14 protein-coding genes are annotated in these 23,001 nt (G+C 45.9%); 12 read left to right on the top strand and 2 right to left on the bottom strand.

The window, feature by feature from the left end:
- Positions 1 to 6: 6 nt before the first annotated feature.
- Together ABIO93_RS29305 and ABIO93_RS29300 are read right to left on the bottom strand one after the other, a co-directional pair.
- Entirely contained in the window at positions 7 to 1,812 is a 1,806-nt protein-coding gene (locus ABIO93_RS29305; protein WP_348073580.1) for a right-handed parallel beta-helix repeat-containing protein, read from the bottom strand.
- A 41-nt stretch (positions 1,813 to 1,853) separates the two neighbouring features.
- Positions 1,854 to 3,584 carry an alpha-L-fucosidase gene (locus ABIO93_RS29300; protein ID WP_348073579.1) on the bottom strand — a complete coding sequence of 577 codons (1,731 nt, stop codon included), beginning with the start codon at positions 3,582 to 3,584 and terminating at the stop codon, positions 1,854 to 1,856.
- Positions 3,585 to 3,878: 294 nt separating this feature from the next.
- On the opposite strand from ABIO93_RS29300, the gene ABIO93_RS29295 reads away from it, so the two are divergent.
- The 12 genes from ABIO93_RS29295 (at position 3,879) to ABIO93_RS29240 (ending at position 22,921) form a co-directional block, all read left to right on the top strand.
- Positions 3,879 to 4,775, top strand: a complete 897-nt coding sequence (locus tag ABIO93_RS29295) for an AraC family transcriptional regulator (protein ID WP_348073578.1) — start codon at positions 3,879 to 3,881, stop codon at positions 4,773 to 4,775.
- A 70-nt stretch (positions 4,776 to 4,845) separates the two neighbouring features.
- Entirely contained in the window at positions 4,846 to 6,126 is a 1,281-nt protein-coding gene (locus ABIO93_RS29290; RefSeq protein WP_348073577.1) for an alginate export family protein, read from the top strand.
- 248 nt (positions 6,127 to 6,374) lie between these two features.
- Positions 6,375 to 6,929 (top strand): XRE family transcriptional regulator, encoded by a 555-nt coding sequence (locus ABIO93_RS29285; RefSeq protein ID WP_348073576.1) that lies wholly within the window; start codon positions 6,375 to 6,377, stop codon positions 6,927 to 6,929.
- Between the two features lie 271 nt (positions 6,930 to 7,200).
- Entirely contained in the window at positions 7,201 to 10,365 is a 3,165-nt protein-coding gene (locus tag ABIO93_RS29280; protein ID WP_348073575.1) for a TonB-dependent receptor, read from the top strand.
- A gap of 20 nt (positions 10,366 to 10,385) precedes the next feature.
- Positions 10,386 to 11,939: a RagB/SusD family nutrient uptake outer membrane protein gene (locus tag ABIO93_RS29275; RefSeq protein WP_348073574.1), complete on the top strand. Its 1,554-nt coding sequence runs from the start codon at positions 10,386 to 10,388 to the stop codon at positions 11,937 to 11,939.
- Between the two features lie 24 nt (positions 11,940 to 11,963).
- Positions 11,964 to 13,664, top strand: a complete 1,701-nt coding sequence (locus ABIO93_RS29270) for a beta-xylosidase (protein WP_348073573.1) — start codon at positions 11,964 to 11,966, stop codon at positions 13,662 to 13,664.
- Between the two features lie 51 nt (positions 13,665 to 13,715).
- Positions 13,716 to 14,885, top strand: coding sequence for an enolase C-terminal domain-like protein (locus tag ABIO93_RS29265; protein ID WP_348073572.1), 1,170 nt, complete (start codon positions 13,716 to 13,718; stop codon positions 14,883 to 14,885).
- 4 nt (positions 14,886 to 14,889) lie between these two features.
- Positions 14,890 to 15,681 (top strand): SDR family oxidoreductase, encoded by a 792-nt coding sequence (locus ABIO93_RS29260; RefSeq protein WP_348073571.1) that lies wholly within the window; start codon positions 14,890 to 14,892, stop codon positions 15,679 to 15,681.
- A gap of 31 nt (positions 15,682 to 15,712) precedes the next feature.
- On the top strand, positions 15,713 to 16,723 hold the full coding sequence (araD1, locus tag ABIO93_RS29255) for an AraD1 family protein (RefSeq protein ID WP_348073570.1): 1,011 nt from the start codon (positions 15,713 to 15,715) through the stop codon (positions 16,721 to 16,723).
- 31 nt (positions 16,724 to 16,754) lie between these two features.
- Positions 16,755 to 18,053, top strand: coding sequence for an MFS transporter (locus tag ABIO93_RS29250; RefSeq protein WP_348073569.1), 1,299 nt, complete (start codon positions 16,755 to 16,757; stop codon positions 18,051 to 18,053).
- 116 nt (positions 18,054 to 18,169) lie between these two features.
- Entirely contained in the window at positions 18,170 to 20,005 is a 1,836-nt protein-coding gene (locus ABIO93_RS29245; protein WP_348073568.1) for a CHAT domain-containing protein, read from the top strand.
- Positions 20,006 to 20,011: 6 nt separating this feature from the next.
- Entirely contained in the window at positions 20,012 to 22,921 is a 2,910-nt protein-coding gene (locus ABIO93_RS29240) for an ATP-binding protein (protein WP_348073567.1), read from the top strand.
- Positions 22,922 to 23,001: the final 80 nt, after the last annotated feature.

The raw sequence follows: 23,001 nt of genomic DNA, 5'->3' as shown, positions 1-23,001 counted from the left end.
CCTGGGTTAGTTAGAGCGGATCGGGATGTTTGATTTTAGGTCCTTTTTGTTCATTTTGTTAATGCTTACTACTGGTTTCGCTGCATTTTCAAAGCGGTTATTGCTGATCGTAACCTTTTTGCAGGCTACAAGTTTGATCGCATCGGCGCTTTTAAGTGCTGGCAAAAACTGCGTCCTTTCTATGGTGTTGTTGGTAAATGTAAGGCCGTCTGTACTGAGCGCTGACAGGATCGGCTCGTCATAAACTTTGAAGACATTGTTTTCTACTCTGATGTTCCTGTGAACATAGTAGCCCGGTACCAGCTCGTGCGCCTGCGGATTGATATGGATCACATAGTTGTTCGGAGCGGAATTGAAGCCACATTCAATAAACTGGTTGTTGCGAATGATCACGTCGGTTACAGCACCGGATTCGTACCAGCCTGAGGCATCGTTTTCTATTAAAATGGCATGCATTCCTGTGCGGTAGTACACATTGTTTTCAATGATCACCTTTCTGCGGGTGGTAATGAGGTTTCCCCGGGTAAGGATTCCTTCAAATCTTGAATTTTTGATCGTTACCGATGGCGTCCAGGTTGTGTTTTCCAATGCGTCCCCAGCTTTCAGCTCTTGTGGCAGAGGCGTCTGCATTTCGAGTAGCATTTCCCGTTCCGAAATCAGTCTGGTAGCTTTCACAATGCCGTGATTGAATATCTGAAGCGAAGCAGCATGTAGGTAAGCCACTGTGTCACCGGCTGCAAAAGCCTCAAAACCATACGTCTGCGGGTGCATGAATTTAACTCTCAGGCTATTCGGAGATTTGATTTCAGTTACTTTCAAATGTGTTCCGTGCACGTTGATCGGGTCGTCGTGCAAGCCATTGAACCGGCAGTTATTGACTGTGATCTGCCCGCGACAACCGGAAAAATGCATCCCGTCTGCCGATGAAGCGATTACCCTTCCGCTGTTCTTTGCAGGTTCCACAAAAATACTGTCATAATCAAGATTTTCAGAAAATTGCGAAACAATGCCCAGTCCATGCATTGAATTCATGTGCAGGTTATGCAGGCCGATATTTTTTGAACGATTGATAAAAGCCCCTACATAATCCCGGTATCGGTCTCTCACCGTCAATACTTCGCCGGTTTCTGCTTTAAATTTTGAAAAATCGCCGGTAAACTTCACAGTCAGGGGCGCAATAACCTCGGCTTTACTTTTGAGAAAAGGCTCCCAGGTGCTATACAGCAATATTCCCTTTTCCGGTCGCACCAGCACGGCATGAAAATTCCTCGCCACCCATTTTTCACCATACCATTCCAAACGCCCATTGATAATGCTGAATTTCGAGTCGGGGTGTATCGACGCAACTACCGTAGTCGGCGAGATCTCTTTCAAGGTCATTTCTGACATACCCGGTCGCTCATAGTTCACGGAAATGTTCCTGATCTTGATATTTTCGCTGCTATCGATCACCCAGGTGATCATTTTGCCATGAAAAACAAACTCCGCTCCATTGCCTTCCAGGGTTACATTCTTCAAGCCTTTGAGCATTAGCCCAACCCGTTGTTTCTTCACCGGAAATTCTTCTTCCGACGAACTGTTGCTGATGTAGTAATGCGTTTCAATTGCCTTGTCCGGCCAAAAATCATACCTCCCTTTTGGAAAACTAATGACCGTCTGCTCCTGTGTTTTACTAGCTTCAATGGCCTTTCCAACGCTTTCAGTAGCGTCCTCGAAACTATCCGGTTTGGCACCGTAATGCGTGACGTCAATGGTTTGGGCCTGTACATTGATTGCAAAACCCAACAGCAACCCGGCCAAATATCTGATCATGCTTTTGTACTTCATATTTTCTTTCAATTGTCCATACCGGATCACTTTGCCGGTGGAAACAATTCAAATTCATTTACACCGAAATATCCGTGGTAAGCACTAATCACCAGCCTGAACTTTTGCGCTGTCACGGGTTTAATTTCTTTGTTCCAATCACCCATTTTGTCTCCCTCCGCCAAACTGACCCAGTTTTTCCCCGCCAGATATTCCACTTTGAACTTCTTAATCTCAGAATTACTGTATTTAGACTCGCCTAGCTTGATTTTCCCTATGCGCTGTGGTTTTCCCAGATCCACTTCCAGCCAACCAGAAGGTTCATACAATTGCAACACAGCTTCGGACTGATAATGAATGTTTTTACCAAACAACTGATCAAAATCAACGTCTTTTCGCCGCCCGATTTTCCAGCTTGTTTTGGGATTATCATCAAATGCCGCAGCAGGATCATGGTAAAATTGCCCCACCGAACTGGACGCCGAAGCCGTTTTTCCGTAAGCGATGGAGCCGGTAGCAGAGAAAGGGATAATCGGCGAGAGTGTCGAAACATTCCGGTCCATCGTCAGCACCGCTATGGTCGCAATGGAGTCTATTTTGTCCTTTGGAAAACTAATTTTCAGTCCTGCGTTGCTTTGGGTAAAATCAATCTTTGTTCCGTCCAGCAACGCCGCATTTTTGACTTTGGCAGGGATATTCGGCAGCATCAGTTCAGCCTGGGCAGCATTCAATAAATGAATGTATACCCTATTCCCTTTGAACGAGCTCACATAGTTTTGCGCAGGCGTGTAGATGCCTCCTTTTGTACCATAAATAGCCTGCTCATTTTTCGCGATCCAACTACCCATTTCACGGGACCTCGCTGCGAAATCCCGGGGAAAAACGCCGGAACTGTCCGGACCGATGTTAAACAGCAGATTACCATTTCCGCCCACACAGCGGAGCAAAGTATGGACAGATTCTTTCAGACTGCGGGGATGATCTCCAAATTTCCACGCCCATTGATGCCCCATATTCGTACAGGTTTCCCAGGCGGTTTTGCTGTAACCCGCTACAAATCCTTCGGGTGTAGCATAGTCTGAATACTGGCCTACGTACCCGTGCGACTCGTCTGGCGTAAAAGGTTCAAGCCGGTTATTAATGATGATATCAGGTTGCAGTTTCCTAGCCAGATCAAACACTTTTTTGGGTGCTACCGGACTAGGCCAGCCTTCAAAATCGATCCATAGCAGGCTGATTTTGCCATAATTGCTCAATAATTCTTTCACCTGCTCCAAAACCCTCTCCGCAAAGACAGCATTCATTTTTGGATCGCGGCAGTCGGGATCTTTCCAGTCGGCGACTGAGAAGTACCAGCATATCGGCATATTCGCCTCATGCGCGGCGTCCGCCAGCTCCTTACATACATCACGCCCGAAAGGCGTGTTCATGATGTTGTAATCCGTTGTTTTGGTTTCAAACAGACAAAAACCATCGTGATGCTTGGCGGTAAGCACAATGTATTTCATGCCCGATGCCTTTGCTAATGCCACCCATTCCTTTGCATTGAATTGCTTAGGATTGAATCGTCTGTAAAGCGAGTCATATTTTGCAGCACCATAACCTTCCCGCGACCAGCTGATTTCCTTCCCGATCAACGAAACAGGCCCCCAGTGAACGAAAAGCCCCATTTTGGAATCCTGCCACCATTTCAATCTTTGCGCCAGCGGCATTTCCTTTTGAGAAAAACCATTAAAACCAAAACAAACCAGAAGCACCGCGAGAATAAAACTTTTCATAAACTATACCGTCAAAATATCAATATGCTATTAGTAAAACATCGGTGAATAAAGAATCTAATATTTAAAACCGAACTTCAACTCAAAAACTATAAAACATTAAAAGTTAATGACTTAAATAAAAATCAAACCATAAATGACAACAAATGACCATAAATGACCTGTAACTACTCCCTTAAAAACCCCGGCTCATTGCGGATATTATACAAATTTATTGCCCTTTAATCCAGTAAGTTGATTTCAGATTGATATTTTATAATACTATGTTTGCAGCAACTTCCAATATGACAGCGCATGAAAGCCACCTATACTTTACTGCCGGATTTTGCCCAAACACGCAAACCTTTTCTGGTAAAAAAGGTAGTAAGCCCCTATTTTTCAACGGATTTTCACTTTCACACCGAGTGCCAACTCGTGTATATTGTTTCAGGCTCGGGAACGCGAATTATAGGGGACTCCATCGAGCAGTTTGAAGAAGGCGACCTGACATTTGTCGGCCCCAATGTTCCGCATGTGTGGTACAGCAAATCAGTATCAGGCCCCGGCGGCAACGACTCCGTTTCCCTCGCGCTTTACATCAACCCGGAGGCGATCACTGAAATTCTGGATGGGCTGACCAATACCAAGGACCTTCGTCATTTTTTCAAAGAATCAGAGCGTGGAATCAGCATTTGCGGGATTAAGAAGACACTCGTTATCGATCTTTTGCAGCAAATGCCGGGTCAAAAAGGCATTGCCTTACTGGCCTCGTTCATGCAGATCATGAACTATCTGATCGACCCGAAAGATCTTGTGTGGCTGAATAACGTAAACCTCCTTTCGGTCTATTCTGCTCAGGCACCCGGGCGTGTCCACAAGCTAATGCATTACATTCAGCAGAATTTCAAGCAGGAAATTACATTGCAGCAGGCAGCTTCCGTTTCCGGCCTGCAGATCCATTCGTTCTGTCGGTTTTTCAAATCGCTGACCAATCGCACATTTTCAGATTTTTTGAATGAGGTACGCATCGGCCTGGCCAGCAAGCTTTTGCAACAATCCGACCTCCCCGTGACACAGATCGCACTGGAATGCGGTTATGTCAATATTTCCTATTTCAATCGCTGTTTCAAAAAAATCAACAAGGTCTCCCCAAAAGTTTACAGAACATTAAGTATCGCAAAAGTGGATGATAAAAAGCAGATTGGAGCTTAGCAGATCAACTATTTACTTAAATTCAGCTTTAAATTTCTAATATCTATAGAATAACTATACTGTACATTCAGTGCGCTACCTGACCCTCTTCATTTTTTTCATTGGCCTGGAAACCCGCGCTTCATTTTCACAGTCCAGCGATACTCTGACCCACCAACTGAATGTAGACCTTGAAATAAGGCCACGGGCCGAATTCAGGAATCATTTTATGCTGACACCCGCAGACTCTCTCATGCCGGAGTTTTATGTAAGTCAGCGAAACCGGATTTCAATCACATACACCGGCCCCAAGCTTAAATTTCATGCTTCACCGCAGGAGATCCATGTCTGGGGAAAGTCCGGAACGTTCTCCCATGTCGGTAGCATTAATGCATTCGAACTGTACATTGAACCCTATATCAGCAAGCATTTCTCGGTCAGAATAGGCCGACAGGCCCTGTCCCTTGATAACGGACGGCTCTTTTCTGCTGCGCCGTGGAGCCAGCAAAGCCGCGCGCATGAAGGTGTCCGGCTGTTTTACAAAAACAAGGTTGCCACTGACCTTACTATTGCCTTTACGAGACCCTACGGAAAGGCTTTTGACGCAGCATATTCCCCTGTGGCTTCCCACCAATATAAATTCCTAGTGCTGCACCACCTTAAATACAAGATCAACAGTCACACGGATTTGACGACCATTAACGCGATGGATGTATTTGAAAAAACAAACATCGATGGTCGGTATTATGCGCGGATTACCAATGGCGGACGGCTTGAATACAGCCGAGGCGGGCTCTACGGGACTGTCAATGCATATTACCAATATGGCACGAATGCTGGTTCTAAGAAGATACGGGCCTATTATATCCAGCCCGAGATCAGCGCCAATATCGGTCACGCCTTGCTACGATTAGGCGCCGAAATCCTGAGCGGAAACAGGGCGACTATTCCAAAGAATGTTACCAACTCCTTCGTACCCCTGTATGGCGTCGCATGGAAATTTATGGGAAACATGAACCTCTTCACGCGCTTCCCTGCCGACGTGAATGACAAAGGACTGGTTAACCCCTACCTTTTTATTATTTATCAGGCCGGCAAAAAGCTGTCGCTGCGAGCTGACGCGCATTTTTTCTATTCACAATACGACCTCCAAGAGTCAGGTAAGGACTTGCACGGCAAATACCTGGGCTTCGAAAACGACATTTCCCTCAATTTCAAACCCGTTAGGAGGATGGAGATCATTTACGGGTTCTCGTACACATTGGCCACAAAACGCATGGAATTGCTTAAAAAAGTGCCTGATTCGAAAAAAACACCCATTTGGAGCTACCTGATGATCTCTTACACGCCCAAATTGTTTGACAATAAGTGAACTGCGCTTCAATGGTAATGGGCGCCAAAAACGAATATGTCAAAAAGCCCTATATCGGCTTGTACCATTATCTTTGTAATACGATCCCTGTGATCAGGCACGTTTGAGGTGGTTTTATTGAATAATAAAATAAAAACACAAAATATTTATACGAAGACTTGCTAAATGGATTTTTGCGTATATATTTGCATTCAACCTTGTTGAATGAAGTGAAACAAATTATAATTTAGTAAACAAGGTTGACAAATATGCCGACAAGTGAAAGTAATGCTCTTAATATCGGAGACCGGATACGAATATTAAGAACCACGCAAAAAAGGACGTTGCAAGAGGTAGCAGATGGCAGCGAGCTGTCAAAAAGCATGATCTCGAAGATTGAGAATAACAAAACGGTACCATCAGTAGCGGCGTTAATCAAAATAGCGCAGACGCTCGGTACCAACATTTCCAGTTTGCTGGAAACAGAAGAATGGTTAAATGCGATTTTGACGACGAAGCAGAAGGCGGAAGAGAATCTGACGAAAACAGAAAAGGGATATTTTATCTATCCGTTTGGTCCTGAATACCATCAGAAGAAAATGCAGCCAATGCTTTTCATGGCGAAAAAAGGGGAAGTCAAACAACATGAGCTTTTTCACGAAGGTGAAGAATTCATTTATGTTATTGAAGGAGAAATGAAAATGACCGTTGGGGATGTAGAGTATCTTCTGAAAGCAGGAGATAGTTTGTATTTCAATTGTCTTCAAAAACATGGTATCATGCCGGTTTCTGATGAAGTAAAATATCTGGATATATTCGTATAGTGTTAATCGTTTAAACATTTTATTCAAAATAACCTCACATGAATGCATTACGCTTCCGCATGGGAAGCGGTAATGAAGGATTTTCTTTGCCTAATTAATCACGACTTCTAGGTTCCGTTGCGCCGCTATCCAACTAGCGTAACTGGTAATGTTTTGTGCTCATTGCAATTTATTCCAAACAGTTTTTAAACTGGTGGAGCGTCCATGCCTTGCTTTTCCGGTAAGTCAGGTCATGGAATGATACTGCCCATTTCTTAGCCTTTATCTAATTATGAAAAATTCTATACCAAATCCTTTCAGAGGTGTAAGACTGTGCCTTTGCTTTTGGATTGCGTGCTGCCTTTTGACGGATTCAGCCTATGCAGTTGATAAAACAAAGGGTGTATTTTCGCAGAACGATCGTTCCATAATCAACTCAGTGAAGGGTAAAATTACGGACGAAAAAGGGTCGGCGCTGGTGGGCGTCAATGTGGTTATAAAAGGAACTTCCTCCGGAACCACTTCCAATGCGGAGGGTCGGTACGAGATCAACAGCATCGACGAGGGTCAAATACTGGTGTTCTCATTCATCGGGTACATACAACAAGAGGTCAAAATCCATAATCAGCAGATCGTTGACATTCAGCTCCTTCCCAATTCCGAGCAGTTAAATGAGGTAGTCGTTGTCGGTTACGGTACAGCGCAAAAGAAAGACCTGACAGGTGCCATTGCGATCATTTCAGGAAAGGACATTGAGCAGGGCGCGATCAATACGCCGGACAAAGCATTACAGGGAAAAATTGCGGGTGTACAGGTGCATACCAATTCACACGCCCCCGGCGGCGGAATTTCTGTTCAGGTAAGAGGGACTGCGTCTTTATCGGCCGGTGGGTCGCCTTTGTATGTCATCGATGGCATGCCGATCAGCAATGGTTTCCAAACCGGGGCCAGTAGTGATGCGGGCTCTTTCGGGGGAACAGCTAACCCGATGAACTCCATTGATCCGTCTGACATTGAATCGATTCAGGTATTGAAAGACGCTTCGGCCTCTGCTATTTATGGTTCGAGAGCTGCAAATGGTGTTGTTTTGATCACTACTAAAAGAGGAAAATCCGGCCAGCAGCGAACTGACTTTGAATATTCTTACGGGCTGCAGACTATCCGCAAAAAGCTTGACTTTATGGATGCGACGCAATGGGCAACGCAAATCAATGAACGTGCAACTTTACTTGGACAATCGCAGGTATACAGACCGGCACAAGTTTCGGCATTTGGCAAAGGAACCGACTGGCAGCGTGAGATTTACAAATCGGCGCCGAAGCAAACCTATAAGCTTTCATTCTCCGGCGGCGGCCCCAGCGTACGCTACATGCTGGCGGAAAACGTAACGCTTCAGGACGGGATCATTCCAGGATCGTCTTTCAAACGCTACGGCACAACCATTAACATTGATGCGGACATCAGCAAGAAACTGCGTGTTGGTCAAAGCTTGCTGTTTACATTGACTGATGAAAATGTTAAACCCACAGATACAAAAGGTTATGAGGGAATTTCGAACATTGTGGATGCCGTTTACGAAGCTCCACCGACAATCCCCGCTCGTGACGAGTTTGGTCAGATCAACAATTTAAGGAATTTTCCGATGGGCGGCGGTCTCGAAAACCCTTTAACGATGACGGACAAATACCGTGAAGTCAACAATACCATTCGGATTCTGGGCAACATTTATGCGGATTACAATATCATTCCGGGCCTCGACCTCAATATCCGTTTCGGTGCCGACATCCGTGACTGGAAATTCCATCAGTACTTTCCGATCGGCTCGGAGGCTGCGGCTGGTACCAACGGAAAAGCGAGGCAGATCGGGGTACGAAACCTGAATTATACCAATGCTAACACGCTGACGTATTCGAAGACTTTCAACAACATTCATCAGCTCAAAGTGTTGGGCGGTTTCACCTATCAAAAGGAAACAAATGAAACCATGGATGCTTCCTCGTTCGGTTTTCCAAGTGATATTTTTGAGTATTACAATCTGGGTTTGGGAAGCAGTCCACAGGCACCGGGGAGCAACATGAACGAATGGACTTTGATTTCATACCTTGGACGCGTAAACTATTCATTAAAAGACAAATACCTTTTCACGGCATCTGTCAGAGCTGACGGTTCTTCTAAATTCGGTGCCAATAATAAGTTTGGTATTTTCCCCGCAGTTGCATTTGGATGGCAGCTTGGCGAGGAGAAATTTATTCAGAGACTGAATGTCTTTGATCAGCTTAAATTGCGGGCAAGTTATGGTAAAACCGGAAACGAGTCCATCGGCGTTTACCGTTCATTATCACTTTTGGGAACCTCATTCGGCACGCGCAGTTCTTACATTTATGGCGGATCAAGAGTGCCTATCGCCTACCCTTCCAATATCGCCAATCCGGATCTAAGCTGGGAGAAAACGGGTGAATTTAATGTTGGGCTCGACGCGGGAGTTCTCAATGGGAGGCTTAGCTTTTCTGTCGATTATTACCATAAAAAGACAACTGATCTCTTGCTTGATGTACCTATCCCGTCCCAAACCGGTTTCGGAAGTGTGCTAAAAAATACGGGTGCAATGCTCAACAAAGGATTTGAATTTGGTATCAACAGCGTCAACACGACTGGCAAATTAAACTGGACTACCAATTTTAATATCTCCTTCAACCGCAATGAGATCCTTTCCCTGGGAGGTGCCGAATATTTGTACGCAGGCTGGGTAGGAGGCGCAAATGTGAATCCACATGCTAAAAACACGGTTCGTTTACAACCAGGACATACAGTTGGTGAATTTTATGGCTCGGTGTTTGACGGTATCTGGCGCTCGCAGGAGGAAATTAACAAAGCTGGCACCATGCCTGCTGCAAAACCGGGGGATATCAGGTACCGCGACACCAATGGTGACGGCGTATATGACACTGAAAAGGATGATGTTTTCCTTGGCAGCCCGCTTCCTAAATTCAGCTATGGCCTCACCAATGATCTGTCTTTCGGCCCGCTGAGCTTGCACGTGTTTTTGTACGGAGACTATGGTAACAAAGTTTTAAATCTGGCAGCACAGCAGTATGTCCTTGATGGTATCGGGGTTTCCGCGAAACGTCTGGATCGCTGGACTCCTGAAAAACCGGATAACCCGTTACCTGCTGCGAGCGCTACCAATCCACAGCGTGTAAGCTCCTACCTGATCGAAGACGGCTCGTTCCTGCGTGTGCAGAATGTAACATTGAGCTACAAAATCCCTGGACTGATCAAGTTTGTTAAAAATGCGAAAATCGGTTTTGGAATAGATAATCTGGCATTGCTAACCAAATATTCAGGATATGAGCCGGAAGTGAATTCTTATGGTGGAAGCAATACGACCAAGGGAATGGACAGGTTCGGATATCCTTCATCAAGGACCTATCGCATAGAACTGAAGTTAGGATTTTAACGATAAACAAAGCATTTGATATGATCTCATTATTAAAAAATACAAAATGCTGGCTATACCTCGCGACTGCCTCGCTGATGATGCTCAGTACCACCGGATGCGAAGATGCATTGCAGGAAAAAGTATACAGCCAGGTTCCGACCGATAATTTTTACAAAACCCAGGAGCAGGCACAACTCGCGCTGAACGGAATTTATAACTACTTATGGAACGACAATTACCGTGACGGACAATGGGTTACATTGGGTGATGTTACCGCCTTTACGCTCATTGGCGGGGGTTCAGCCAACGGTTCGGGTGACCGGTCCGGTATCCAGAACGAATGGAACACATTTTCCTGGACACCCGATGCCAATGAGCTTGTCACGGCCTGGGATTATTTTTACCAGGTTGTCAACCGGAGCAATACTTTGATCGACAAAATGGAAGTCGCTGATTTTCAAGGGAAAGATAAAATATTGGGTGAAGCCAAATTTCTGCGGGCATTCTTTTACTTCAATCTCGTCAGAGTATTTGGAGGGGTTCCGTTGCACGTTCACGCTACTACCGACCTGAGCGAGGTTGACAAGCCAAGAAGTACGGATGCAGAAGTGTACGCCCAGATCATCGCTGATCTTCAGTCGTCCGTTGAATTGCTTAGTCCTTTCAACAAAGCGGATCTTACAGCCGGGAAAGCTACTTCAATCACGGCAACCGCATTGCTTTCGAAAGTTTACCTTCAACAACGAAACTGGAAACAAGCCGCGGAAGAAGCAAAAAAAGTGATGGACTCAGGTACTTTCAGTCTTTTCGAAGATTATGAGAACATCAATAATCCTGACTTCCAGAATGGTAAGGAACATATCTTCTCTATTCAACACGGCGGGAATGCAAACAGTACTTCGCAAATGTACCAAACCCGGATGATCTACCTGTTTGGCCCGCCTGCCCAGACGGTCAAAGGTGTGAATGTACAGTTTCATGCTTTGAAGGACCTGGTCATTTTTCAGGCGAAAAAATCCTTTTTTGCCGAAAGTGCTGATACCTATCGCAAGTGGCAATCGGTTCGCGACAAAATGCCTTACTATTACAAAAATGGCACCAAAGAGCTTGTCCGCGACACAGTGGCTATGTACGCGCCATTTTTGACCAAGTTTCACAGGGTAGATTTTGCAACCGGTTTTCTGAAAGAAGGTGTCAATTATCCGCTCATCCGTTACGCCGATATTTTGCTCACTTATGCGGAAGCTACCAACGAAATCGACGGCCCAGCGGCTCTGGCGCTGGAATCGCTCAATAAAGTGAGAAGAAGAGCACGGGCAGTAGGTACAGCAAATGAGCAAGCTTCTAAAATATATCCTGATGTTGCCGTCGGTGTTACAAAAGATCAGTTCAGGGATGTGCTTTTAAAGGAACGGGCTCAGGAATTTGTTGGCGAAGGCCATTACCGCTGGGACCTGATACGCCATAACCGCCTGATTATCCAGGCAAAGGCCAATGGTGTGACGGTAGCGGCGGAAAAGCATAACCTGTTTCCAATACCAACCCAGCAGATCAGCAGAAATAATAAGCTTACCCAAAATCCGGGATACTAATTCTTACCGATTAAATTATATCAAATGTTGTTAAAAAAGACAAAATCGTTCCTGTTCCATGCCGCCTGGTGCTCGACCCTATCGGCTCCCGCTTTCAGCCAGTCGGCACAGTCGCCGTTGACTATCGAGGTAAATCTGGCCACTGTAAAAGAGCCAATGAAGCCGATATGGGCGTTTTTCGGATACGATGAGCCGAATTACACCTATATGAAGGATGGCAAAAAGCTATTGACTGAGATTTCACAGCTTAGCAAGGTACCCGTTTACGTACGGGCGCACAGCTTGCTGGTAACCGGTGATGGGGAGGCCGCGCTGAAATGGGGATCCACCAATGCCTACACGGAGGACGCACAGGGAAATCCTGTTTACGACTGGAAGATTGTAGATAAAATATTTGATACCTATATAGAAAGAGGCATGAAACCGATCGCGCAGATCGGCTTTATGCCCCAGGCACTTTCCACCCACCCCGAGCCTTACCGTCACCACTGGAAACCGGGCGATAATTACAATGATATCTACCTGGGCTGGGCATATCCTCCAAAAGACTACAACAAATGGTCTGAGCTGGTGTATCAATGGGTAAAGCACTCAGTTGCCCGATATGGTCAGAAAGAAGTGGAAAGCTGGTACTGGGAACTTTGGAATGAGCCCAATATCAGTTACTGGAAAGGGACAATGGACGAATACATCAAGCTGTACGACTATACGGCCGATGCGGTAAAACGTGCTCTCCCCACTGCCAAGGTTGGTGGCCCGGAAGTAACGGGCCCCTCCTGGGACAAATCGCAGGTGTGGATGAAAGCCTTCCTGGATCATGTTACGAAAGGAAAAAATTACGCTACCGGAAAAACAGGTACTCCCATAGATTTCATTACTTATCATGCCAAAGGTGCACCCAAAGTAGTAGACGGTCATGTGCAGATGAACATGGGTACGCAGCTTCGCGATCTGGACAAAGGTTTTGAAATCGTTGCGTCCTACCCTACTTTGAAAAAGCTGCCCATCATTATCGGAGAGTCTGATCCGGAGGGATGTGCGGCCTGTTCCGAGGATGTGAGCCCGCAGAATGCGTATCGTAACGGCACTATGTATTCGAGTTACACGGCTGCATCTTTTGCCAGAAAATACGAGCTGGCCCAGGCGAGAGGCGTAAATCTTTTAGGCGCAGTAAGCTGGTCATTTGAGTTTGAAGATCAGGCCTGGTTTCGCGGATTCCGTGATCTGGCCACCAACGGTGTCGACAAGCCGGTTTTGAATGTGTTCAGGATGTTTGGTATGATGGAAGGAAACCGTGTGGAAGTAAAGCAGAACCTGGCCTACGATTTCAAAAAAGTGAGAGATGAAAGTGTGCGCGGCGAGGCGGATATCAATGGTATTGCTTCCAAAAGTGCAAATACCGCTGCCGTAATGGTCTGGTATTATCATGACGACAACCTACCCTCTCCCGATGCTAAGGTAAAGGTTTCCATTAAAGGCCTACCTGCTCAGAAAATGATGATGTACCACTACCGGATTGATAAGGAAAACAGCAATTCATATGAGGCATGGAAAAGTATGGGATCGCCAAAACAACCGTCGGCTGAACAGATCCGACAGCTTGAAAAAGCCGGGCAGCTCGAATTGCTGACATCACCGGAGTGGATCAATCCTAAAAATGGCAGCGCAACGATTGAAATGCAGCTGCCGCGTCAGGCTGTTTCTCTGCTGCATTTTAAATGGTAAACAACGCACTTTGAATATTCAGATCTGGCAATATTTAATATCGATATTTCAATGAAAATTACAAAAGTAAGAACCAAGCTTTATCAGTGGAACGGTCCTGTACTGACGAGCAATACCGTATTTGCGACACCGCTCAGTCCACTTCATTTTCAAGGCGACACACAGGCCGCTTTTCGCTTTTTTAGCTGGCTGGTTGTAGAAGTCGAAACCGACGAAGGGCACATTGGCTACGGCAATGCCGGGCTTAGCCCGGACATCACCAAAGCCGTGATAGACAGCAAATTGACACCTCTTCTAAAAGGAGAAAATCCGCTGAATACTGAATATCTGTTTGAAAAAATGTACCGCTCCACAGTCGCATTTGGCAGAAAAGGTACCGTCATTGCCGCAATCAGCGCGATTGATATCGCGCTTTGGGACATCAAGGGCAAGGTAATGAATCAGCCCGTTTTTATGCTGATGGGCGGACGTACCAGGCCTAATATTGAAACTTATTACAGCCGTCTTTATACCCGGGACCTGGAAAGTCTGCATGCAGAAGCATTGCACTACAAAGAACAAGGTTTCTCCGGCATGAAGCTGCGCTGCGGTTATCCGCTGACGGAAGGCGTGGCCGGAATGAGGAAAAATGTTGAAATGGTTAAAGTGGTTCGCGACGCGGTGGGCGACGACATTAATGTGATGCTGGAAGGCTACATGGGTTTCAATCTGGCTTATGCGAAGCAATTTCTGAAAGCATTGGAACCGTACAATCTGCGTTGGGCGGAAGAGCTGTTGCTACCGGACGAAATCCACAATTTCGCAAAGCTTCGTCAGTATACTGACATTCCATTATCAGGCGGTGAACATGAATATACCCGATACGGTTTTCACGACCTTTTACAAACAGGTGCCCTGGATATTTTTCAGTTTGATACCAACCGTGTGGGTGGCTTTACTGAGGCTCAGAAAATTTGCAACATGGCCCTGTCACACGGTGTAGAGGTGATCCCGCATGGCGGGCAGATGCATAACCTGCATGTGGTCATGAGCTCTTTTGCAAGTCCAATGGCGGAGTATTTCCCGCAAACAGAAATAGAAGTGGGCAACGAAATGTTCTGGTATATTTTTGACGGCGAAGCTATTGCCGAAAACGGGAGGCTACAACTGGACGACACCTTACCGGGCGTTGGTCTGACGCTTAAAACGGAAGATCTTGAACATTTCATCATTAAGGAGTAAAAAAATGGAAACACTCACAGTACAACATAGCATTCTTGATCTCTTTAAACTCAACGGGCAAACAGCGCTTGTCATTGGCGGAAACCGTGGTTTGGGCCTTTCCATGGCCAAAGCGCTTGCCGAAGCCGGGGCCAACATTGTAATCGCAGCCCGCGATCAGGCGGTTAACCGCGAATCAGAGCAGATTCTCAAAGACGGATATGACACCGACTGCATCAGCGTCACCTGTGATGTAACTTCCGAACAAAGTATGAAATCGGCGGTAAGTGAAGCCGTGAGTACATTCGGAAAGATTGATATCCTTATTAATTCAGCAGGAATAAATATTCGCGGACCGATCGAATCATTATCTCTGGATGATTTCAACAAAGTGCAGGCCGTCAATGTTACCGGTACCTGGCTGGCGTGCCGTGAAGTGGTCCCGGTGATGAAGGAAAACGGTTACGGTCGCATCATCAACATTGGCTCTATGCTCGCACTCACTGCTATCCCCGAACGTACCCCTTATGCAACCAGTAAGGGCGCGATATTACAACTTACACGCTCACTGGCTATGGAAGTTGCCCTGGACGGAATAACAGTTAATGCTATTTTGCCAGGCCCATTCGCAACCGACCTGAACCTCCCATTGACCAATGATCCGGAAAAATACAAAGCCTTTATTTCCAAAATTCCGATGGGCCGCTGGGGAGAGTTACACGAGATAGGCGGCATTGCTTTATACCTTGCCAGCCGGGCATCCAGCTATACGACGGGTGGATGTTTTTCGATTGACGGCGGATGGGTTACCCAATAAACTTCCGTTTCAGCATACAAATATTCAGTATATGAAAAATAGAATAAGGGTTGTCCAGATTTTTGATCAAGACCAAGGGCGGGCGCTTGCGGTTGTGCAGGAGCCGTCTCTGATCCTGGTCAAAGGTTTCACGTCCGTATATGACGCCGTGTTAGAAGCGATTCGGGTTGGTAGTAAGCTTGCAGACTTGATTCTTCAAAACTTGTCTGACACCAGCCTGGATTATGATAACATTTATGGAGGAGAATCGTCGTGGAAGCTTTTACCTGCTTTTGACAGTCCCGAAAATCCGTTCGGCTGTCTGGTCGCAGGAACAGGGCTGACACATCAGAACAGTGCTTTGAATCGGCAGATGATGCATGCAGTAGCATCTGAAAAACCGACGGACAGTATGGTCATGTATGAATGGGGCGTAAAAAATGGTTTTCCGGAAAGTGGTAAAATCGGTGTTCAGCCTGAATGGTTTTACAAAGGCAACGGCTCCGTACTCAGGGCGCATGGTGAGCTGCTTGAAGTGCCCGATTATGCCAACGACGGTGGGGAAGAACCTGAGATCGCAGGGATCTATATTGTGGATCAGCAAGGCAAACCGCACCGGATTGGCTTTGCTACGGGAAACGAATTCTCGGATCATGTGATGGAAAAAAAGAACTATCTCTATCTGGCTCCGTCCAAATTAAGACAATGCTCCATTGGGCCTGAACTAGTTATCGGCGGAGATTTTACGGATATCAGCGGCACGGTCAGCGTCTCTGCCGGAGACACTGTTAAGTGGAATTCTGCCATCAAAACAGGTGAAAAAAATATGGCGCATAGTCTCGAAAATTTGGAATATCATCATTTCAAATATGCCGGACATCGCCTGCCCATGCAGGCGCACGTCCACTTTTTCGGTGCCGATGCATTTAGTTTTGGACAAAATGTGATTTTACAGCATGATGATCTGATGACGGTGCATTGGGAGGGAATGGGACGTCCGCTGCAGAACAGAATTTCAATTTCTTCGGAAACAGAATCTCTCTTGCCTGTTTCTGAGCTTTAAATCAATACAACATTGCCTTAACCTTATCTCAATGGTAGCGAATGAAATACCGGCGCCTCCGGCGATAAAGCTTTCCAGGATGCGATGGGTCATGGTTGGAATGGCTTTTTTCGCCACGGTTTTAAACTATGTTCACAGACTCTCCTTTAACTATCTCAGTGCCGAAGGTGAGCTCAGAAAAATGATCCCCGACGACGCATTTGGCTATATAGGCACCGCATTTTTTGTGGCCTACATGATTTCAAATGCATTTTCAGGGTTCTTAATCGACAGGCTGGGCACCCGGCTGGGTTATTCGCTTTGCATGGCTTTTTGGACAACGGCTGGCTTGGTTCATGCATTTGCCGTCACGCCGCTACAATTTGGTTTCTGCCGCTTCATGCTCGGAATCGGAGAGGCGGGTAACTGGCCTGCTGCGATCAGGTTAACGACCGAATGGTTTCCACCTTATGAAAGATCAACTGCTTCCGGTATTTTCAATAGCGGCTCAGCATTGGGTGCGGTAATTGTGCCACCGCTGGTTGCCTATCTGGGTGTTCAGTACGGCTGGCAATCCACGTTTATAATTCTTGCGCTGTGCGGATATCTCTGGCTGGTCGTTTTCTGGTTTCTTTATTATACTCCAAAAGAAACCGAAGCCCCGGTAAAAACCTTCAAGATACCGGCAATCAAACTCCTGAAAACCAGGTTTGTGATCATGTTCACATTATCGAAAACCTTCATGGATCCGGTATGGTATTTCGTAACATTCTGGATCGGAAGATATCTGGTCGATGTGCATCATTTGGAATTAAAACAAATCGGATGGCTGGCGGTGATCCCTTTTCTGATCGCCGATGTAGGTAACCTGGCTGGTGGTTATTTCACCCAATACATTATCAAAAGAGGGGTACCTATTCCGAGAGCGCGGAAAATTGCGGTTACAGTTGCGGGTCTCATCATGAGCCTGCCGCTTCTTGCCGGACCGTTTGTTATTTCATCGCCCATGTCAGCACTCCTTGTTTTTGGTCTTGCGGGATTTGGATACACAGCCTATACCGCCAATTCGCTGGCTTTCCCGGCAGATGTGGTTCCGAAGGATTCCGCGGCGTCGGTTTGGGGAATGGCATGCGTGGGAACGGGCCTGGGTGGAGCGGTGTTCCAATCTGTCTCAGGAATTGTCCTGACAAATTATGCGGCCGATCTCGGCTATCACAATGCGTACAGCATTCTATTTGCCGGTTTTGGTATCATTGCATTGATCGGCTTGTTCATTATGCTGTTTTTTATGGGGCCGCTGGTGCCTAACCAGGCGCTGCACAGGTACGCCCAAACAGGAGAGCATTCCTGACTGCTTACCGGTTTAAAATAACCGTTAAATAACATTTAATTTAAAAGTTCATATTCCTTCTTATATTATTAATATATTATCGCCCAATGCACTCCCAAACCCAATAATCCCTGACAATGCGGCCTCCCGTTATACTTTGCGCATTTTCGAACTCCGGTGACGCTTACCTGTCACAACTTGAAAAGGAAAAAGAAGCCATCTCAGATGCGCTACGTGAAAGACAGGGGAAAGGTCATCTTTTGCTGGACACCGACGCCAGTACTATCAAGAAACTGCGTGACCGGTTGCTACTGTATCAACCCAAAGTTGAAATCATTCACTACGCCGGACACGCCAATGCCAGCCAGCTGCTGATGGAAGATGCGACCGTGTATGGAGCGGGCCTACTCGAATCGGTCCGGTTGCAAAAGAATTTACAACTCGTTTTCCTGAATGGCTGTTCCACCAAGGAACAGGTGGACCAGCTTCTCGACGCGGGCGTAAGGGCAGTAATTGCCACGAGTATAGAGATTGGCGACGACACTGCTACGCGCTTTGCCGAAGATTTTTACAAGAAACTCGCCAGTGGATATTCCATTGATGAAGCCTTCAAGCTGGCGACCGAGCTGGTGACTGCGAAAAATAACGAATTGCTCAGTACCACCGATAATCCTGGTCGTGGTATTGTGCGTTCCATTAAACCCCCTAATTCCGGTCCGGTGTGGGGCCTTTACCTTCACCAAAATCATCAGGATGCTGGCAATTACAGATTGTCGGACAAAAGCTTTTACGAGCTGCATATCAAAAGCCAGATCGACTCTAAGTTCAATACATCCGAAGACGCCATTCTTGCCGCCCTTTACAATGTCCTGATGACATTCAGCGATGAGCTTACCATGTTTGAAGACCTCGAAAAGAAATATGGAGAACAATGGGATCCCAAGAAATTTGATGTCAGGGAAGTAAAAAACGCGATTCTCAACAGTCTGCCCTCCCCCATTGCCGAGCAGGTACGGAAATTGCTCGTCACCGAAGACGAGCCACTGACCAGCAGCGAACGCCTGAGGTTCCTGATCAACACTTACACTGTTATGGCCGATCTCCTGCTGTTTATCATGTTTTCCCAACTTTGGGAGGCACTGGTGCAGGGGAAAGTACTGGCTTTAGAAGATCATCTGAAAGACCGGATCAGCGCTTTCTTCATGCTTGATCACCATGACAGGCAGGCGTGTGATGTCATTCCGCTCGTAAGGGTTATCCACGATACGCTGAAAGCGCATGACGTGCCCCTGTTCGTCAACGAAATGTCGCATCTGGCCGACCTCATGGATGAGAAGGACGGTGAGTTTTTCGCGGCGTACCTGAGTATAACGAGCATCAAGAACAATTACAGCGACCTCAGTGCCATGGAGGATATCGACGACCGGCAAAGCCAGCAGGATTGCCAGAAGGCAGAAGCCAGCCTTTGTGTCATATTTAAGGAGATGGGATTCTGCGCGAGGTACAAATTTGCGACTATCAAAAATATTTACATCAATAAAAAGAAGAACCAACCCGCTATTTTCCAGCACAAAATGGTGAAGCTAGATTATGTGCTGGTGGGATTTACCGACAAAATGGAGGATTTCGAGAATTTCACAGATTCAAACTCAGTGGTTATTTATAAAATAGAAAACAAAAAGCTTTTTGCATTCAATTTGTACCCGTTTGTGATTGATATGAATGCACTGATCGGCGAAAAGCTTTCTAAAATATATTTCTATTATAACTATGACAAAAATGCTGCGACCACTATATGTACCTATAATTTCATCAAAAATATCAATGAAAAGAAAGACCGATTAAAAATCCCCGACTTACCCAATTTCCTGAAAATAAAGCCTGATTTAAAAATATCTCAGGAAGAACTGGAAACGATCGGGCCGGAAATTCTTGAAAGTGTCGAAGTTTTCATCTCCTATTTCAAATCTTGACAGATCATGGCAAATTCACCATTCAAATTGCTGGATTCTTTCGAGAAAAATGAACGCAGTTTATTTTTTGAAAGAGAGGATGAAATCAGGACTATATACAACTACATCCATGAATCCAACATTGTGCTGGTGAATGGTCCGTTGGGTACAGGGAAATCCAGTATCATTAAATGTGGGTTGGCCAACTGTTTCGAGAAAACAGATTGGCTCGACATATTCGTCCGACGTTATGACGATATCAATATTTCATTGCGAAAGGAAATCAATCTGAAAAACAAAAAGGATTTCCCCCTCGATTCCGACATTCTGGACTGCCTCAGATCACTATACCTCGACTTTTTCAAACCTATCTACCTGATCTTTGACCAGTTTGAGGAAATATTCATTTTTGGAAACACGGACGAGCAAGAGACGTTTTTCAATGAGTTGAGGAGGTTACTCGACGCGAAAGACATTCCCTGCAAAGTGATTTTCATCATGCGCGAACGTTACATTGCGCAACTCCAAAAGTACGAGTGCATCGTTCCTGAAATCTTCGACAAGCGTGTGCTGATCGAACGGATGACGGACAAAGACATTAAAAATGTGATCAGGAAGTCGTGCGAGCACTTCGAAATAGAAACTGACGAGCCCACGGTAAATGCAATCGTTCGCAACCTGAAGATCGACGAGAACCTGATTGAGCTACCACATCTTCAGATTTACCTCGACCGGCTTTGGCATAAGGCGCCCGGAACCCGTAAAAGTTTCAAAAGCGGGTTGTTGGCGGATGTAGGAAACATCCAGAACGTGCTCAAACAATTTCTGGAAGAAAGAATAGAAAATACGACCACGGAAGTTTCCGCTCTGCACGGAACGGTCAATTACAATACTGTCAGAGATGTACTTTATTGCTTTGTCAGCGACGAGGGAACGAAGCGTCCGCAAAAAATTGAAGATGTAATTTCGAAAGCTGCACCGCTGGACATTGCCACTGCTATCGTCAAATCGCTGGCCGGTAAAAACATTCTCAGGCTGGACAAATTTGGCGAAAATGAGACGGATAGTGTTTACGAAATCGCGCATGACAGCCTGGCCAAAGTGATTTACGACAAGTTCAATCTGGAAAACTCGCACATTGCCAGAACGATCAAGACCATTAAAGACGCTTATGTAAAATACGAGCAGTCGAATAAGATATGGTTTCTGCGATCCTTCCTCGACCGGAATGAATTGAGGGATATCAAGCGTTCGACCAAAGATGTGAAGGAGAATGTAGCACTGAGCAAGCAGCCTACGAAAGAAGAATGGAAATTCGTGGCTGCCAGCAAACGGCGACTGGCAACATTAAATGGCCTAGCCTATGGTGCAGGAGCCGCTTTTATCTTAATCATATTGACTTTTCTGACCATATGGGGTTCGGAAACAAGTACCCGCTACCGCCTGCTGATCAACATTGCAAAGTCAAAAACGCAGCAATACATTCTCTATAAGCAATTTGAGGAAAACAGTGTGTTATCCGGGCTTTTTGGGGATGGTATGTTTGATGAAATTAAAAAGTATCCCGAACACGAAAATCTGTATTTCGCATCCATATTCAATGTTGAACCGATCACAGATATGGTCATTGCACACGTGGGCGGTGAAAAAAAGCTGATCATCATTGCAGGACCCAATACAGTAAGCCTGTACAATGAGCGGAGCGGGATACTTGAAAATAGGTATAACCTCACCAAACGGAGCTGGAACCGGGAACGTTTCAACCATGGGATCAAAGTGGTCATCAACAGCCACGATACGACCGGGGTCAGGGTGTCGTACGATAACGGAAAGATACTGCTCATGAAAAGGGTAAAGGACATCAAAAACAGCGGGGAGCAGTTTAAAATAACCTCTGACGGCGTCCTGAGTGACAGTACACAATCGCTGTATGACATTGACAACGAGTACAATTACAATTCATTAAGGCGGTTCCCGCATGACTCGATGATAGCCATTTCGGACGATACCATGGGCATAAGCCGATTGTTTTGGACAGGCAATACAAAGATCGAGCTGAGTTCGCGCCTGCTTCCCGAGACAAAAGTGCGCTTCCTACTGCCACTGGATGCGGAAGATCTTGAACATTTGAAAAGAAATTCGAGTGCCAGTTCCAAAGAGGATCTGTGGGCATACCTGGAAAACGAGTACCTGACATCGATCGACAGGCTATCGGTCTATTTCTTTCTGTCGGGAAATTCTGAGTCGCTCGTGAATCTTAAAAACATACTTGCCGCTTTGGTGAGACAGGTGGAGGGAAGGGAAAATTATGCTCTCTGGACGAAGCTATCCAGAAAAATAAGCGCGAACGGCAATAGGGGCTTGAACAAAGTGTATCTGGCCGCCCGTCTTAACCTCGAAAATAAAATTCAGAAGCTGAGCGGTGATGAGCGGAATGCGCTTTTTTACTTTGTCCGTATGCAATCAAAGCGCTATGCAAGTGAAGACCACATTCTGTTCCTCGAACACATGCATGAGAAGCTTCCGAATGATCTGTGCCTTAACCACTACCTGTCGATCGTATACAACAATGCGTCCTGGTACCGCCTATTCGACCGAAATTTTAAAAAGGCCGTTGGTTATGCAAAAAAGGGCACAACTGTGCCGATTACACCCAAGGCCAGCCTCGACTATATGTACGTGAACCTGGCGCACGCCTACCTGCTATCAGGTAATATTACTGAGGCCAGACGCTATTATCAGAAATATGCCATCACCAAAAATTCCGACGACAAAAATTGCTCCTATATCGAAGCCAGTGCCTATAATCGCGATGCAATGATTGATGATCTTCAAACATTCACAGAGAAGAGGATCATACCCGACACCTTAAAGAATGATGTAGCTTCGATCCTCAGCATGCTTAATGCCATTGAACTCCCCTATTCAGATGAATGATGTGGCACCATTTCGAGGAAATTTCTCCTAATTGAACCGTTAAATAAAATGTGAAATCTTCTTATATCTTTTTGTATAAA

Origin of the sequence: Dyadobacter sp. (assembly GCF_039919315.1) — a bacterium.
In the GTDB taxonomy this organism is placed as follows: Bacteria; Bacteroidota; Bacteroidia; order Cytophagales; family Spirosomataceae; genus Dyadobacter.
Note: the sequence above shows the minus strand (reverse complement) of the source record. Positions and strands in the feature narration are given on the sequence as shown.

Excerpts from the sequence above, each read along its gene's own strand:
- ABIO93_RS29305 (WP_348073580.1), bottom strand. The coding sequence starts at position 1,812 with ATGATCAGATATTTGGCCGGGTTGCTGTTGGGTTTTGCAATCAATGTA.
- ABIO93_RS29300 (WP_348073579.1), bottom strand. The coding sequence starts at position 3,584 with ATGAAAAGTTTTATTCTCGCGGTGCTTCTGGTTTGTTTTGGTTTTAAT.
- ABIO93_RS29295 (WP_348073578.1), top strand. The coding sequence starts at position 3,879 with ATGAAAGCCACCTATACTTTACTGCCGGATTTTGCCCAAACACGCAAA.
- ABIO93_RS29285 (WP_348073576.1), top strand. The coding sequence starts at position 6,375 with ATGCCGACAAGTGAAAGTAATGCTCTTAATATCGGAGACCGGATACGA.
- ABIO93_RS29280 (WP_348073575.1), top strand. The coding sequence starts at position 7,201 with ATGAAAAATTCTATACCAAATCCTTTCAGAGGTGTAAGACTGTGCCTT.
- ABIO93_RS29275 (WP_348073574.1), top strand. The coding sequence starts at position 10,386 with ATGATCTCATTATTAAAAAATACAAAATGCTGGCTATACCTCGCGACT.
- ABIO93_RS29270 (WP_348073573.1), top strand. The coding sequence starts at position 11,964 with ATGTTGTTAAAAAAGACAAAATCGTTCCTGTTCCATGCCGCCTGGTGC.
- ABIO93_RS29265 (WP_348073572.1), top strand. The coding sequence starts at position 13,716 with ATGAAAATTACAAAAGTAAGAACCAAGCTTTATCAGTGGAACGGTCCT.
- ABIO93_RS29260 (WP_348073571.1), top strand. The coding sequence starts at position 14,890 with ATGGAAACACTCACAGTACAACATAGCATTCTTGATCTCTTTAAACTC.
- araD1 (WP_348073570.1), top strand. The coding sequence starts at position 15,713 with ATGAAAAATAGAATAAGGGTTGTCCAGATTTTTGATCAAGACCAAGGG.
- ABIO93_RS29250 (WP_348073569.1), top strand. The coding sequence starts at position 16,755 with ATGGTAGCGAATGAAATACCGGCGCCTCCGGCGATAAAGCTTTCCAGG.
- ABIO93_RS29245 (WP_348073568.1), top strand. The coding sequence starts at position 18,170 with ATGCGGCCTCCCGTTATACTTTGCGCATTTTCGAACTCCGGTGACGCT.
- ABIO93_RS29240 (WP_348073567.1), top strand. The coding sequence starts at position 20,012 with ATGGCAAATTCACCATTCAAATTGCTGGATTCTTTCGAGAAAAATGAA.